At 54.3% G+C, this 15,080-nt stretch carries 10 protein-coding genes, 1 tRNA gene and 3 rRNA genes; 11 read left to right on the top strand and 3 right to left on the bottom strand.

Annotation, left to right across the window (positions count from 1 at the left end; all coding sequences use genetic code 11):
• Positions 1 to 43: 43 nt before the first annotated feature.
• Complete coding sequence (locus tag EM595_RS16045; RefSeq protein ID WP_067434388.1) at positions 44 to 550, bottom strand: Rsd/AlgQ family anti-sigma factor; 507 nt, start codon at positions 548 to 550, stop codon at positions 44 to 46.
• A gap of 88 nt (positions 551 to 638) precedes the next feature.
• Here EM595_RS16045 and nudC point away from each other — a divergent pair, with 88 nt between their 5' ends.
• The 6 genes from nudC (at position 639) to EM595_RS16015 (ending at position 5,050) form a co-directional block, all read left to right on the top strand.
• Positions 639 to 1,412 (top strand): NAD(+) diphosphatase, encoded by a 774-nt coding sequence (gene nudC / locus EM595_RS16040; protein WP_067434385.1) that lies wholly within the window; start codon positions 639 to 641, stop codon positions 1,410 to 1,412.
• A gap of 38 nt (positions 1,413 to 1,450) precedes the next feature.
• The gene (gene hemE, locus EM595_RS16035) at positions 1,451 to 2,518 is read left to right on the top strand and encodes a uroporphyrinogen decarboxylase (RefSeq protein WP_067434382.1); all 1,068 of its coding nucleotides are present in this window, start codon (positions 1,451 to 1,453) and stop codon (positions 2,516 to 2,518) included.
• A 2-nt stretch (positions 2,519 to 2,520) separates the two neighbouring features.
• Positions 2,521 to 3,189 (top strand): deoxyribonuclease V, encoded by a 669-nt coding sequence (gene nfi, locus EM595_RS16030; RefSeq protein WP_067434379.1) that lies wholly within the window; start codon positions 2,521 to 2,523, stop codon positions 3,187 to 3,189.
• 51 nt (positions 3,190 to 3,240) lie between these two features.
• A complete protein-coding gene (locus EM595_RS16025; protein ID WP_067434377.1) occupies positions 3,241 to 3,831 on the top strand; it encodes a YjaG family protein in 591 nt (196 codons plus the stop codon).
• A gap of 188 nt (positions 3,832 to 4,019) precedes the next feature.
• The gene (gene hupA, locus EM595_RS16020) at positions 4,020 to 4,292 is read left to right on the top strand and encodes a nucleoid-associated protein HU-alpha (protein WP_067434374.1); all 273 of its coding nucleotides are present in this window, start codon (positions 4,020 to 4,022) and stop codon (positions 4,290 to 4,292) included.
• Between the two features lie 110 nt (positions 4,293 to 4,402).
• Positions 4,403 to 5,050 (top strand): DUF1481 domain-containing protein, encoded by a 648-nt coding sequence (locus EM595_RS16015; protein ID WP_067434371.1) that lies wholly within the window; start codon positions 4,403 to 4,405, stop codon positions 5,048 to 5,050.
• A 35-nt stretch (positions 5,051 to 5,085) separates the two neighbouring features.
• On the opposite strand, the gene purD is transcribed toward EM595_RS16015, so the two are convergent.
• Together purD and purH are read right to left on the bottom strand one after the other, a co-directional pair.
• Positions 5,086 to 6,366, bottom strand: a complete 1,281-nt coding sequence (gene purD, locus EM595_RS16010) for a phosphoribosylamine--glycine ligase (RefSeq protein ID WP_067434367.1) — start codon at positions 6,364 to 6,366, stop codon at positions 5,086 to 5,088.
• 19 nt (positions 6,367 to 6,385) lie between these two features.
• The gene (gene purH, locus EM595_RS16005) at positions 6,386 to 7,975 is read right to left on the bottom strand and encodes a bifunctional phosphoribosylaminoimidazolecarboxamide formyltransferase/IMP cyclohydrolase (protein ID WP_067434364.1); all 1,590 of its coding nucleotides are present in this window, start codon (positions 7,973 to 7,975) and stop codon (positions 6,386 to 6,388) included.
• A gap of 645 nt (positions 7,976 to 8,620) precedes the next feature.
• Here purH and EM595_RS15995 point away from each other — a divergent pair.
• From EM595_RS15995 to metA, 5 genes are all read left to right on the top strand, one after another.
• A 16S ribosomal RNA gene (locus EM595_RS15995) occupies positions 8,621 to 10,162 on the top strand.
• 90 nt (positions 10,163 to 10,252) lie between these two features.
• Positions 10,253 to 10,327: transfer RNA gene (locus EM595_RS15990), tRNA-Glu, on the top strand.
• A gap of 212 nt (positions 10,328 to 10,539) precedes the next feature.
• Positions 10,540 to 13,444: ribosomal RNA gene (locus tag EM595_RS15985) — 23S ribosomal RNA — on the top strand.
• Positions 13,445 to 13,542: 98 nt separating this feature from the next.
• Positions 13,543 to 13,658, top strand: a 5S ribosomal RNA gene (rrf, locus tag EM595_RS15980).
• Together the 16S, 23S and 5S rRNA genes with 1 tRNA gene alongside form the textbook arrangement of a ribosomal RNA operon.
• A gap of 389 nt (positions 13,659 to 14,047) precedes the next feature.
• Positions 14,048 to 14,977: a homoserine O-acetyltransferase MetA gene (gene metA, locus EM595_RS15975; RefSeq protein WP_067434361.1), complete on the top strand. Its 930-nt coding sequence runs from the start codon at positions 14,048 to 14,050 to the stop codon at positions 14,975 to 14,977.
• Positions 14,978 to 15,080: the final 103 nt, after the last annotated feature.

The raw sequence follows: 15,080 nt of genomic DNA, 5'->3' as shown, positions 1-15,080 counted from the left end.
CCCATTAGCATAATGAGGCCATTTTCAAACTACAAGATCAACCTTATGCCGGGCGCGCGATAACTTCGTCGTTAGCCACAGGCGCATGAACAAGATTGGTCTCAGACGCTAACTGAATCAGCGTATCTTCCAGCGTAAAACGAGCTTCGAGGATTTCGCCAACTTCAGACAGTGCCTGTTGGAAAGCGATGTAGTTATCATCATCGATGGCATTTTCAAGATGCGTATCGTAAATCGCCATCAGACGTTCAGTATTCAGCTGCAGCGCCGGGTAGATTTGCGCGGCGGCGTTAAGAGGGCTGGTGCCTTCAACGTCATCAATAATGCGCTCATATACGCTGAAATGGCCGGTCGACAGATAATCGACTAAATTTTGGCAAAAATTATCCAGCGCTTTTTCATCCAGTACGGTCAGCGGCGATTTGCCAGGCTTGATCCCTACCGTTTGGTAATACGTAACGAGGAGCTGGCGGCGAGCATTCAGCCAAAAATCTACCAGTTCGTTACTTCCACCTACGCGCTCTGTCAGGAGATTTAACTGGTTGAGCATAATTGACTCCGTGTGAGTTATAGTTTCAATGCATTTGGTCCTGCAACTTCTTCAGAGTGCCAGTAAAAGCGAAGGATAACCATTATTTATGCAACATGAGATCTCAAGCGTAGACGCAGGCTGGTGGATTGTCAGCCATGAAAACAAACTTTGGTTACCTGATGGCGAATTACCGTACGGATCGGCGGAAAAATTTGCTCTGGTCGGCGCACAGGCGATGCCAGTAGGCGAATGGCAGGGCGAAACGGTGTGGCTAATTCGTGAAAACCGCGACGAGCACATGATGTCGGTCAGGCAGCTAATCGATCTGGATGTGGGACTGTTCCAGCTGGCCGGGCGCGGAGTGCAGCTGGCGGAGTTTTATCGCTCACATCGCTGGTGTGGTTACTGCGGTCATGAAATGAATCTCAGCACCCGCGAGTTTGCGGCACTCTGTCCGCATTGCCGCCAGCGCTACTATCCGCAGATTGCGCCCTGCATTATCGTGGCGATCCGCCGCGGCGATCGCATTCTGCTGGCGCATCACGCCCGCCATCGCAGCAATATTTATACCGTGCTTGCCGGATTTGTCGAAGTCGGGGAGACCCTGGAGCAGACGGTGGCGCGCGAAGTGATGGAAGAGAGCAACGTGAAGGTGAAAAACGTACGTTATGTCACGTCACAACCCTGGCCTTTCCCGCAGTCATTGATGGTGGCCTTTATGGCGGACTACGACAGCGGCGATCTGCAGCCCGATAAAAAAGAGTTACTGGATGCCGACTGGTTCCGTTATGACCAGCTGCCGTTGTTGCCGCCAGCAGGCACCGTCGCGCGTCGGCTCATTGAAGATACCGTTGCCCTGTGCCGCGCAGAAGCAGAATGAATGCTACACTGCGCGCCTGTTTTTAAGAGATTTTAGCCATGAGTGAATTGAAGAACGATCGTTATCTGCGCGCCTTGTTGCGCCAGCCTGTAGACGTCACGCCGGTCTGGATGATGCGCCAGGCAGGCCGCTATTTGCCGGAGTATAAAGCGACGCGCGCCATCGCAGGCGATTTTATGTCGCTGTGTAAAAATGCCGAACTCGCCTGTGAGGTGACGCTGCAGCCGCTGCGGCGTTATCCGCTGGACGCCGCGATTCTGTTCTCCGATATCCTGACGATTCCGGATGCCATGGGATTAGGGCTCTATTTTGAGGCAGGTGAAGGCCCGCGTTTCTCCTCTCCGATTACCTGTCGTGCCGACGTTGATAAACTGCCGATTCCCGATCCTGAACAGGAACTGGGCTACGTCATGAATGCCGTGCGCACCATTCGCAAAAATCTGCAGGGCGAGGTGCCGCTGATTGGCTTTTCCGGCAGCCCGTGGACGTTGGCTACCTATATGGTGGAAGGCGGGAGCAGCAAGGCGTTTACCAAACTCAAGAAAATGATGTATGCCGAGCCGACCACGCTGCACGCGATGCTCGACAAGCTGGCTGACAGCGTCACCCTTTACCTCAACGCGCAGATCCGCGCTGGCGCCCAGTCGGTGATGATTTTCGATACCTGGGGCGGCGTGCTCACCGGCCGTGACTACCTTGAGTTCTCACTGCATTACATGCACAAAATTGTCGATGGTCTGCAACGCGAAAATGAGGGGCGCCGTGTGCCCGTCACGCTGTTCACCAAAGGTGGTAATCAATGGCTGGAAGCGATGGCAGCCACCGGCTGTGATGCGCTGGGGCTGGACTGGACGATGGATATTGCTGATGCGCGCCGCCGCGTAGGCGACAAGGTTGCGCTGCAGGGCAATATGGATCCTTCTATGCTTTATGCACCGCCTGCACGGATTGAGCAGGAAGTGGAAACTATTTTGCAGGGATTTGGCAACGGCAACGGGCATGTCTTTAACCTGGGCCATGGTATTCATCAGGATGTACCACCAGAACATGCCGGCGTTTTTGTCGAGGCAGTGCATAAGCTGTCGCGAAAATATCATCAGGAGTAACCGTGGATATACAGGCTTTACGCGCCGAACAAATTGAACGTGCTGCGCAGGTTGTGCGGCATGATGACTTTGAGGTTATGCCACCCCGTTTAATCGGCGGTGCCGACGTTGGTTTTGAAGAGGGAGGCGACGTGACGCGCGCCGCGCTGGTGCTGCTGGAGTATCCCTCAATGAAGCTGGTGGCGCACACGGTGGCGCGCGTAGCCACAACGATGCCCTACATTCCTGGCTTCCTCTCGTTCCGCGAATATCCGGCCTTACTGGCAGCATGGCAGCAGCTCGATCAGCATCCGGATCTGCTGTTTGTAGATGGCCATGGCATTTCCCATCCGCGTCGACTCGGGGTTGCCAGCCATTTTGGTCTGATGGTGGATGTCCCGACCATTGGCGTGGCGAAGCGTCGGTTATGCGGTAAGTTTGCTGACCTGTCGGAAGAGCCTGGCGCTCGCCAGCCGCTGATGGACAAAGGTGAGCAGCTGGCCTGGGTATGGCGCAGCAAAAAGCGCTGCAATCCACTGTTTGTCTCGACCGGCCATCGCGTTAGCACCGATACCGCGCTGGAGTGGGTTGAACGCTGCATGGGCGGATATCGCCTGCCCGAACCGACGCGCTGGGCAGATGCGGTGGCGTCACGTCGACCGGCCTTTGTTCGCTGGCAACAGCAGCCTTAATGCCGCTTTTGCTGTACACTGCCGGCAGAAAAATCACCAAGAGATTGCCCCATGTTACGTAACCCAATTCATCTGCGGCTGGAGAAGTTAGAAAGCTGGCAGCATATGACGTTTATGGCCTGTTTGTGTGAACGTATGTATCCCAACTACTGGGCGTTTCATCAGCAGACCGGTTTTGCCGATGCTCAGCTTTATCGTCGTCTGCTCGATCTGGTGTGGGAGTCATTGACGGTAAAAGATGCCAAAATCAATTTCGACAGCCAGCTGGAGAAATTCGAAGAGGCGATCCCCAACGGCGATGATTTCGATGTGTATGGCGTTTATCCCGCTATCGATGCCTGTGTTGCTCTGAGTGAAACGGTGCATGCGCTGCTGAGTGGCGACACGCTGGATCGGGCGATCGAAGTCAGCGAGACCTCAATCACTACCGTGGCGATGCTGGAAATGACCCAATCCGGACAGGAAATGTCCGATGATGAGTTAAAAGATAATCAAGGCGTCATCGACGAATGGGACGCGCAATGGGAGATATTTCGCCTGCTTGCCGCCTGTGAAGAACGCGACGTGGAATTGATAAAAGGATTACGTTCAGACCTGCGGGAAGACGGATTCAGCAACATCGGTATAAAAATTCAGCAGTAAGGCGATAAAACGTGACTCCAGGCCTGATTTGTCGCGCCTAAAGGCTTCACATTCGCCCCCCGTCTGGTCTACATTTGGGGGGCTGAAAAATGTGGCTATCGGTGCGCGCAGGCTGAAGAGTGCCAGCCGTTGGCTTTTCCCTCGCACTTGATGCTTAGCAAGCGATAAATACACTGTAAGGATAACTTATGAACAAGACTCAACTGATCGATGTAATTGCAGACAAAGCGGATCTGTCAAAAGCCCAGGCTAAAGCAGCTCTGGAATCCACTTTGGCAGCGATTACTGAGTCTCTTAAAGATGGTGATGCTGTACAACTGGTTGGTTTTGGTACTTTTAAGGTTAACCATCGTGCTGAGCGTACTGGCCGCAACCCGCAGACTGGCAATGAAATCAAAATTGCTGCTGCAAACGTACCAGCGTTCGTATCTGGTAAAGCACTGAAAGACGCTGTTAAGTAAGTTTTGTAGTAGTAAAAGGTTTAAACAGAGGGGCTTAAAAGCCCTTTTGTTTTCTCCTCCTGATAAACCTGATTCCTTATATCCAGCATCGCTCTCGTCCGCGGGACCCTATGAAAATCCTCACCCTCATATTGAGCGTTCTGCTTGTTGGCTGCAGCTCTCACTCTTCTCTTCCCGATTTTACGGCCAGCGGCTATCTTGCCGATCGCGGTGTTGTCCGCATCTGGCGCAAAAACAGCGATCGTGACAGCGTACACATGATGACTGTCTTTACCCCATTTAGCGGTGGAACGGCAGACGTGACGCATTACAACTGGGTGGACGGAAAGCTGATGAGCATTGCGCGCCAGGTAAAAGGCGATCAGCCGGATGATGTGACGTTGCGCTTTAACGCCGAGGGTAAGCTGAGCTTTATGCAGCGCCAGCTAGCGGGGCAGCGGCAAGCGGTCAGTGACGAAACGGTGGCGCTCTATCAGTTCGATGCTGGTCGGATGCGCGATATCAGTGACGCACTGCTGGCAGGCCGGATTATGTTGCATCAGGGACACTGGCTGGGCGATGGCCGTGTACAAAGCTGTGAAGGGACTATTTTAACGCCGGACTTCGATGCCGCAACGCGCCAGCGTATCAGCCAGATGTGGATGCGTGACAAACAGGCGACGATGCTAGCGTGGCTGGAAGGACCAGATGGCAATGAATTGTTGTTGCAGGGGCAGGCCGATGATTGCCAGTGGCAACCGCGAGAGGCAACCTTTTAACAGCAGGGACACCGTGTGCCCCTGCCGAATACAAGCTACTTACGATCGATTGCGCGCCAGCCGATATCGCTGCGGCTGAAGCTGCCGGTCCATGAAATGTCTTTCACCAGTTCGCGAGCACGCTGCTGCGCATCGGCAACATCGTCACCTAACGCCGTGACGCACAAGACGCGCCCGCCATTGGTAACCACCACATCGCCCTGCATTTTGGTGCCGGCATGAAACACTTTGCGGTCGTCTGGCTGTTCCAGAGGCAGGCCATGAATCTGCAGACCGGTCTGATAATCGCCGGGATAGCCGCCTGCGGCCAGCACGATGCCCAATGCCGGACGCGGATCCCATTGTGAATCCTGCTGATCCAGCGTGCCTTCGCAGCCCGCCAAGCACAGCTCAACCAGATCCGACTGCATACGCAACATAATGGGCTGCGTTTCCGGATCGCCAAAGCGGCAGTTAAACTCAATGACTTTGGGTTGCCCCTCATCATCGATCATCAGGCCCGCATAGAGAAAGCCGGTATAGACGTTGCCTTCGGCTGCCATGCCGCGCACCGTTGGCCAGATAACCTGATCCATTACGCGTTGATGAATCTCATCAGTGACGACCGGAGCAGGTGAATAGGCGCCCATGCCGCCGGTATTAGGGCCGGTATCACCATCGCCTACGCGTTTATGATCCTGGCTGGTGGCCATTGGCAGAACGTTTTCGCCATCCACCATAACGATAAAGCTGGCTTCTTCGCCGGTCAGAAACTCTTCAATCACGATGCGATGGCCCGCATTGCCAAAAGCATTGCCCGCCAGCATATCTTCTACGGCAGCTTCCGCTTCCTCCAGCGTCATCGCCACAATCACGCCTTTGCCCGCCGCGAGACCATCGGCCTTTATCACAATCGGCGCGCCTTTTTCCCGCAGATAAGCCAGGGCAGGTTCAACCGCAGTGAAGTTCTGGTATTCCGCGCTGGGAATGTGATGGCGTGCCAGAAAGTCTTTGGTAAAGGCTTTCGATCCCTCTAGCTGTGCAGCGGCCTGCGTGGGGCCAAAAATTTTCAGACCGGCAGTGCGAAAGGCGTCAACTACGCCAATCACCAGCGGGGCTTCCGGACCCACAATCGTTAAGTCGATATTTTCGCTCTGTGCGAATCGCAGCAGGCCATGAATATCGGTTGGGCTGATATCCACATTTTGCAGCGCAGGTTCCAGCGCCGTACCGGCATTACCGGGCGCGACATAAACGGTTGTCGCCAGCGGCGACTGAGCCGCCTTCCATGCCAGCGCGTGTTCACGTCCGCCGTTGCCAATGACCAGAATTTTCATCGTTCGGTTCTCCTGCTGATTAATGACGGAAGTGACGCATATCGGTGAAGATCATCGCGATGCCGTGTTCGTTGGCAGCGGCAATGATCTCTTCATCGCGGATTGAACCGCCAGGCTGGATCACACAGGTGATACCCACGGCGGCGGCGGCATCAATACCATCGCGGAACGGGAAGAAGGCGTCAGATGCCATCGCCGAACCTTTTACCTCCAGCCCCTCATCGCCGGCTTTGATACCGGCAATTTTAGCCGAGTACACGCGGCTCATCTGACCGGCACCAATGCCGATGGTCATCTTATCGCGCGCGTAAACAATCGCGTTGGATTTAACGAATTTGGCCACTTTCCAGCAGAACAGCGCATCACGCAGTTCCTGCTCGGTGGGCTGACGCTGGCTAACCACGCGCAGCTGGCTCTCATCCACCATGCCAAGATCGCGATCCTGAACCAGCAGACCGCCGTTGACGCGTTTGAAATCGAGGCCATGCTGGCGCGCCTGCCACTGACCGCAAATCAGAACGCGAACGTTCTGCTTGGTGGCGGTAATGGCTAAAGCAGCTTCACTGGCCGCTGGCACAATGATCACTTCAACGAACTGACGGCTAACAATTGCCTGGGCTGTTGCTTCATCCAGCTCGCGGTTGAACGCGATAATGCCGCCAAAGGCTGAAGTAGGATCGGTTTTCCATGCACGCTCATAGGCATTGAGCAGACTCTCGCCGATGGCTACGCCGCAGGGGTTAGCGTGTTTAACGATAACGCAGGCGGGCTCATCAAATTCTTTCACACATTCAAGAGCAGCATCGGTGTCAGCAATGTTGTTATAAGAGAGCGCCTTGCCCTGAACCTGACGTGCGGTAGCCACTGAGGCTTCCGTGACGTTCTCTTCTATATAGAAGGCCGCGTCCTGATGGCTGTTCTCACCGTAACGCATATCCTGCTTTTTGATGAAGTTGAGGTTAAGCGTGCGCGGGAAGCGACCCGCAGGTTCCGCTGAGTCGCCGTGATAGGCAGGCACCATGCTGCCAAAGTAGTTAGCGATCATGCTGTCGTAAGCGGCGGTGTGCTCAAAAGCTTTGATCGCCAAATCAAAACGCGTCACCAGCTGTAGCGAGTTATTGTTGGTATCCATCTCTGCGATGATGGCTTCGTAATCACTGCTCTTCACTACGATCGCCACATCTTTGTGATTCTTGGCGGCAGAGCGCACCATGGTTGGCCCGCCAATATCGATATTCTCAACGGCGTCTTCCAGCGAGCAACCTTCGCGTGCAACGGTTTCTGCAAAAGGGTAGAGATTGACGACAACCATATCAATTGGCGCAATCTGATGCTCTGCCATGATGGCATCATCCTGGCCGCGACGGCCCAAAATGCCACCATGCACTTTCGGATGCAGCGTTTTCACCCGGCCATCCATCATTTCTGGAAAACCGGTGTAGTCAGAAACTTCAGTAACCGGAAGGCCAGCATCAGCCAACAAGCGAGCAGTGCCGCCGGTAGAGAGAAGTTCAACACCGCGGCTGCAAAGTGCCTGAGCGAATTCGAGGATACCGGCTTTATCAGAGACGCTGAGTAGCGCACGGCGGACAGGACGAGGTTGTTGCATGGTGGTTTTATCCCTTGGCTTTGGTTCGCAAGTAAAGAGCGTTACATCAAGCCTGCATTTCTTCTCTCTATAAAGAAACAAAAGCTTCAGGTAACGCCCCAATAGGGGCGGCCAATTTGCGCGGGCATTGTAGCGAAAACGTTTGCGCGATGCTCGTCAAAATTACTCTGCGTCGGGCATTGTGGATAAATTTGTGCATAACTGCGTATAAGGCGGCCTTTTGCTGTGGAATGCAGCAAACGATCGATTTTATGCAAATTAGCGGTTGCCGCGCGGCGCGAACTCCCTATAATGCGCATCCAACGACACGGCACAACGGCTTACACAGCACGGTGTGCAGGATGAGGAAACTCTCCAGTGTGTGGGAGGTTCAGGAAGTTCTGAACCGCCGGAAAAAATCCTGAGAAAAGGGATTGACTCCGAAGGAGGAAAGCGTAATATACGCCACCTCGCAACGGACGGTTAACCCGCCGGTTGCGCTGCTCTTTAACAATTTATCAGACAATCTGTGTGGGCACTCGCAGGATTGATATCAAGCGTCTCCGGACGCAAAAAAATATCAAGTCTTAAGAGTGAACACGTATTGAAATTCATTACGACGTTTTCCTTGAGCATCGCTTCACGAGTTGAAGCAAATCGAACTTTTAATTGAAGAGTTTGATCATGGCTCAGATTGAACGCTGGCGGCAGGCCTAACACATGCAAGTCGAACGGTAGCACAGAAGAGCTTGCTCTTCGGGTGACGAGTGGCGGACGGGTGAGTAATGTCTGGGGATCTGCCCGATGGAGGGGGATAACCACTGGAAACGGTGGCTAATACCGCATAACGTCGCAAGACCAAAGTGGGGGACCTTCGGGCCTCACACCATCGGATGAACCCAGATGGGATTAGCTAGTAGGTGGGGTAACGGCTCACCTAGGCGACGATCCCTAGCTGGTCTGAGAGGATGACCAGCCACACTGGAACTGAGACACGGTCCAGACTCCTACGGGAGGCAGCAGTGGGGAATATTGCACAATGGGCGCAAGCCTGATGCAGCCATGCCGCGTGTATGAAGAAGGCCTTCGGGTTGTAAAGTACTTTCAGCGGGGAGGAAGGGGACGAGGTTAATAACCTCGTTCATTGACGTTACCCGCAGAAGAAGCACCGGCTAACTCCGTGCCAGCAGCCGCGGTAATACGGAGGGTGCAAGCGTTAATCGGAATTACTGGGCGTAAAGCGCACGCAGGCGGTCTGTTAAGTCAGATGTGAAATCCCCGGGCTTAACCTGGGAACTGCATTTGAAACTGGCAGGCTTGAGTCTTGTAGAGGGGGGTAGAATTCCAGGTGTAGCGGTGAAATGCGTAGAGATCTGGAGGAATACCGGTGGCGAAGGCGGCCCCCTGGACAAAGACTGACGCTCAGGTGCGAAAGCGTGGGGAGCAAACAGGATTAGATACCCTGGTAGTCCACGCCGTAAACGATGTCGACTTGGAGGCTGTGAGCATGACTCGTGGCTTCCGGAGCTAACGCGTTAAGTCGACCGCCTGGGGAGTACGGCCGCAAGGTTAAAACTCAAATGAATTGACGGGGGCCCGCACAAGCGGTGGAGCATGTGGTTTAATTCGATGCAACGCGAAGAACCTTACCTGCTCTTGACATCCACGGAATTCGGCAGAGATGCCTTAGTGCCTTCGGGAACCGTGAGACAGGTGCTGCATGGCTGTCGTCAGCTCGTGTTGTGAAATGTTGGGTTAAGTCCCGCAACGAGCGCAACCCTTATCCTTTGTTGCCAGCGATTCGGTCGGGAACTCAAAGGAGACTGCCGGTGATAAACCGGAGGAAGGTGGGGATGACGTCAAGTCATCATGGCCCTTACGAGCAGGGCTACACACGTGCTACAATGGCGCATACAAAGAGAAGCGACCTCGCGAGAGCAAGCGGACCTCACAAAGTGCGTCGTAGTCCGGATCGGAGTCTGCAACTCGACTCCGTGAAGTCGGAATCGCTAGTAATCGTGGATCAGAATGCCACGGTGAATACGTTCCCGGGCCTTGTACACACCGCCCGTCACACCATGGGAGTGGGTTGCAAAAGAAGTAGGTAGCTTAACCTTCGGGAGGGCGCTTACCACTTTGTGATTCATGACTGGGGTGAAGTCGTAACAAGGTAACCGTAGGGGAACCTGCGGTTGGATCACCTCCTTACCTGAAGATACCTTCCCGCGCAGTGTCCACACAGATTGTCTGATAGAAAGTAAAGAAGCAGGACGGCTGCGAAGTCGAGACACCTTGTGTGTCCCCTTCGTCTAGCGGTTAGGACTCCGCCCTTTCACGGCGGCAACAGGGGTTCGAATCCCCTAGGGGACGCCACCTGCTCGGTGACAGGTGAAAGGTGTCGCTGAAAAATAGCCTGAAGTGCGCCCGCGGGTGTCCTTTGTGATATTTGCTCTTTAACAATCCGGAACAAGCTGAAAATTGAAACGACACGCCGCCGCGTCCCTCCGTAATAAGGGGCGCAGAGCGCGGCGTGTTCGCGTCACGCTTGCGACCGCAGCGTCTTACGAGACGCCTGTGGGTTGTGAGGTTAAGTGACGAAGCGTACACGGTGGATGCCCAGGCAGTCAGAGGCGATGAAGGGCGTGCTAATCTGCGATAAGCGTCGGTAAGGTGATATGAACCGCAACAGCCGACGATACCCGAATGGGGAAACCCGGTGCACCCAGGTGCATCATTGCAGCATGAATACATAGTGCTGCAAGGCGAACCGGGGGAACTGAAACATCTAAGTACCCCGAGGAAAAGAAATCAACCGAGATTCCCCCAGTAGCGGCGAGCGAACGGGGAGGAGCCCGGAACCATCATCAGCTTGTGCATTAGTGGAAGCGTCTGGAAAGTCGCACGGTACAGGGTGACAGTCCCGTACACAAAAATGCACCTGCTGTGAGTTCGAAGAGTAGGGCGGGACACGTGGTATCCTGTCTGAATATGGGGGGACCATCCTCCAAGGCTAAATACTCCTGACTGACCGATAGTGAACCAGTACCGTGAGGGAAAGGCGAAAAGAACCCCGGCGAGGGGAGTGAAACAGAACCTGAAACCGTGTACGTACAAGCAGTGGGAGCACCTTCGTGGTGTGACTGCGTACCTTTTGTATAATGGGTCAGCGACTTATATTCTGTAGCAAGGTTAACCGTATAGGGGAGCCGCAGGGAAACCGAGTCTTAACTGGGCGTTAAGTTGCAGGGTATAGACCCGAAACCCGGTGATCTAGCCATGGGCAGGTTGAAGGTTGGGTAACACTAACTGGAGGACCGAACCGACTAATGTTGAAAAATTAGCGGATGACCTGTGGCTGGGGGTGAAAGGCCAATCAAACCGGGAGATAGCTGGTTCTCCCCGAAAGCTATTTAGGTAGCGCCTCGTGAACTCATCTTCGGGGGTAGAGCACTGTTTCGGCTAGGGGGCCATCCCGGCTTACCAACCCGATGCAAACTGCGAATACCGAAGAATGTTATCACGGGAGACACACGGCGGGTGCTAACGTCCGTCGTGAAGAGGGAAACAACCCAGACCGCCAGCTAAGGTCCCAAAGTCATGGTTAAGTGGGAAACGATGTGGGAAGGCCCAGACAGCCAGGATGTTGGCTTAGAAGCAGCCATCATTTAAAGAAAGCGTAATAGCTCACTGGTCGAGTCGGCCTGCGCGGAAGATGTAACGGGGCTAAACCATGCACCGAAGCTGCGGCAGCGGCGCGCAAGCGTTGTTGGGTAGGGGAGCGTTCTGTAAGCCGTCGAAGGTGGACTGTGAGGTCTGCTGGAGGTATCAGAAGTGCGAATGCTGACATAAGTAACGATAAAGCGGGTGAAAAGCCCGCTCGCCGGAAGACCAAGGGTTCCTGTTCAACGTTAATCGGAGCAGGGTGAGTCGACCCCTAAGGCGAGGCCGAAAGGCGTAGTCGATGGGAAACAGGTTAATATTCCTGTACTCGGTGTTGCTGCGAAGGGGGGACGGAGAAGGTTAGGTTGGCCGGGCGACGGTTGTCCCGGTTTAAGCGTGTAGGTGTGTGTTCCAGGCAAATCCGGTTCACTTTAACACTGAGGCGTGACGACGAGGCACTACGGTGCTGAAGCAACTGATACCCTGCTTCCAGGAAAAGCCTCTAAGCATCAGGCAGCATCAAATCGTACCCCAAACCGACACAGGTGGTCAGGTAGAGAATACCAAGGCGCTTGAGAGAACTCGGGTGAAGGAACTAGGCAAAATGGTGCCGTAACTTCGGGAGAAGGCACGCTGGCGCGTAGGTGGAGGGACTTGCTCCCCGAGCCGAAGCCAGTCGAAGATACCAGCTGGCTGCAACTGTTTATTAAAAACACAGCACTGTGCAAACACGAAAGTGGACGTATACGGTGTGACGCCTGCCCGGTGCCGGAAGGTTAATTGATGGGGTTATCGCAAGAGAAGCTCCTGATCGAAGCCCCGGTAAACGGCGGCCGTAACTATAACGGTCCTAAGGTAGCGAAATTCCTTGTCGGGTAAGTTCCGACCTGCACGAATGGCGTAATGATGGCCAGGCTGTCTCCACCCGAGACTCAGTGAAATTGAACTCGCTGTGAAGATGCAGTGTACCCGCGGCAAGACGGAAAGACCCCGTGAACCTTTACTACAGCTTGACACTGAACATTGAGCCTTGATGTGTAGGATAGGTGGGAGGCTTTGAAGCGCGGACGCCAGTCCGCGTGGAGCCAACCTTGAAATACCACCCTTTAACGTTTGATGTTCTAACGTGGCCCCGTGATCCGGGGTGCGGACAGTGTCTGGTGGGTAGTTTGACTGGGGCGGTCTCCTCCCAAAGCGTAACGGAGGAGCACGAAGGTCAGCTAATCACGGTCGGACATCGTGAGGTTAGTGCAATGGCATAAGCTGGCTTGACTGCGAGAGTGACGGCTCGAGCAGGTGCGAAAGCAGGTCATAGTGATCCGGTGGTTCTGAATGGAAGGGCCATCGCTCAACGGATAAAAGGTACTCCGGGGATAACAGGCTGATACCGCCCAAGAGTTCATATCGACGGCGGTGTTTGGCACCTCGATGTCGGCTCATCACATCCTGGGGCTGAAGTAGGTCCCAAGGGTACGGCTGTTCGCCGTTTAAAGTGGTACGCGAGCTGGGTTTAGAACGTCGTGAGACAGTTCGGTCCCTATCTGCCGTGGGCGCTGGAGAACTGAGGGGGGCTGCTCCTAGTACGAGAGGACCGGAGTGGACGCATCACTGGTGTTCGGGTTGTCATGCCAATGGCACTGCCCGGTAGCTAAATGCGGAAAAGATAAGCGCTGAAAGCATCTAAGCGCGAAACTTGCCCCGAGATGAGTTCTCCCTGAGACTATAAGTCTCCTGAAGGGACGTTGAAGACTACGACGTTGATAGGCCGGGTGTGTAAGCGCAGCGATGCGTTGAGCTAACCGGTACTAATGACCCGTGAGGCTTAACCTTACAACGCCACAGGCGTTTTGCAGTGACGCGGTTTCAATTTTCAGCACGTACCGGATTATCGGGCCCGCCTTTTTTGGGGGGGTCCGGAACAGAATTTGCCTGGCGGCACTAGCGCGGTGGTCCCACCTGACCCCATGCCGAACTCAGAAGTGAAACGCCGTAGCGCCGATGGTAGTGTGGGGTCTCCCCATGCGAGAGTAGGGAACTGCCAGGCATCAAACCAGAAGGGCCCCGCGCGAAAGCGCGGGGCCCTTTCCCATGGAAAAAAATAAGGCGCTCTCCGGATTGCCGGGGCGACGGCCGGCCGCGGCGGGCGGGGGCTTTACCCGCCGGAGCGGGCCGGCGATAATGCGGCCGGCCTGCGCGGCCCCGGCGGCGCGATCCCGGATCCCGGGCCCGAACCAGACCCTACCCCCAACCCCAACCCTAAACCCACCCTTTCACATCACTCTCAACAGCACTGAACCTGTAGCATCGCTTATCTCTTTTAAGCTGAAACATTTTCAATTACCGCATGAACGCTCGACTTTCACCTCTCGCCAGGCTATCTTCGGGTGTCTGGATGTCTAAACGTATAAATGGTTAGAGTGAGGAATAACGGTTATGCCAATCAGGGTGCCCGATGAGCTACCAGCTGTTAATTTTCTGCGTAACGAGAATGTTTTTGTCATGCCTTCGTCGCGTGCGAGCCTTCAGGAAATCCGCCCGCTGAAGGTGCTGGTACTGAATTTGATGCCAAAAAAGATTGAGACTGAAAACCAGTTCTTACGCCTGCTCTCTAACTCGCCTTTGCAGATTGATGTTCAACTGCTGCGGATTGATAGTCGCGAATCGCGCAATACACCCATCGAGCATCTGAATAATTTCTACTGTAATTTTGAAGATATTCAACATGATAACTATGACGGACTGATCGTGACCGGCGCCCCGCTGGGGTTAGTAGATTTCAATGATGTCGCTTACTGGCCGCAGATCCAGCGTGTATTGCACTGGGCAAAAGATCACGTCACCTCAACACTCTTTGTATGTTGGGCGGTGCAGGCGGCATTGAATATTCTCTACGGTATTCCCAAACTGACGCGTGAAAAAAAACTCTCCGGCGTGTATGAGCATCAAATATTGCACCCTCATGCGCTGCTGACGCGGGGCTTTGATGATAATTTTCTCGCGCCACATTCGCGTTATGCTGATTTTCCCGCTGACGCGATCCGCGATTACACCGATCTGGAGATCTTTGCAGAATCAGAACAAACGGGCGCCTACCTGTTTGCCAGCAAAGACAAGCGCCTGGCGTTTGTCACCGGTCATCCGGAGTATGATGCGCTCACGCTCTCCGGAGAATATCATCGGGATTATGAGGCGGGTCTGCACCCGGAAATCCCATGGAATTACTTCCCACAGGACAATCCGGAACTGCCACCTCGTGCCAGCTGGCGTAGTCACGGCAACCTGCTGTTCTCCAACTGGCTCAACTATTATGTTTATCAGATCACGCCTTACGATCTGCGCCATATGAATCCTACCCTGGAGTAAATCCGCTTATTTTTAGCGGCAACGTCTGTCAACAGTGCTGCCGCTTTCTCCTTATTAACCATTATGCCAGGATATCTGACTGACAGATCTGTCAGTGGATCGA

Origin of the sequence: Duffyella gerundensis, from assembly GCF_001517405.1 — a bacterium.
Lineage (GTDB): Bacteria > Pseudomonadota > Gammaproteobacteria > Enterobacterales > Enterobacteriaceae > Duffyella > Duffyella gerundensis.
The sequence above is the reverse complement of the archived record's forward strand: the minus strand, read 5'-3'. Positions and strand labels throughout refer to the sequence as shown.

Bases quoted from the DNA above. Each gene is read 5' to 3' on its own strand.
- purD (WP_067434367.1), bottom strand. From the start codon at position 6,366: ATGAAAATTCTGGTCATTGGCAACGGCGGACGTGAACACGCGCTGGCA.
- purH (WP_067434364.1), bottom strand. From the start codon at position 7,975: ATGCAACAACCTCGTCCTGTCCGCCGTGCGCTACTCAGCGTCTCTGAT.
- EM595_RS16045 (WP_067434388.1), bottom strand. From the start codon at position 550: ATGCTCAACCAGTTAAATCTCCTGACAGAGCGCGTAGGTGGAAGTAAC.
- nudC (WP_067434385.1), top strand. From the start codon at position 639: ATGCAACATGAGATCTCAAGCGTAGACGCAGGCTGGTGGATTGTCAGC.
- hemE (WP_067434382.1), top strand. From the start codon at position 1,451: ATGAGTGAATTGAAGAACGATCGTTATCTGCGCGCCTTGTTGCGCCAG.
- EM595_RS16015 (WP_067434371.1), top strand. From the start codon at position 4,403: ATGAAAATCCTCACCCTCATATTGAGCGTTCTGCTTGTTGGCTGCAGC.
- metA (WP_067434361.1), top strand. From the start codon at position 14,048: ATGCCAATCAGGGTGCCCGATGAGCTACCAGCTGTTAATTTTCTGCGT.
- EM595_RS16025 (WP_067434377.1), top strand. From the start codon at position 3,241: ATGTTACGTAACCCAATTCATCTGCGGCTGGAGAAGTTAGAAAGCTGG.
- hupA (WP_067434374.1), top strand. From the start codon at position 4,020: ATGAACAAGACTCAACTGATCGATGTAATTGCAGACAAAGCGGATCTG.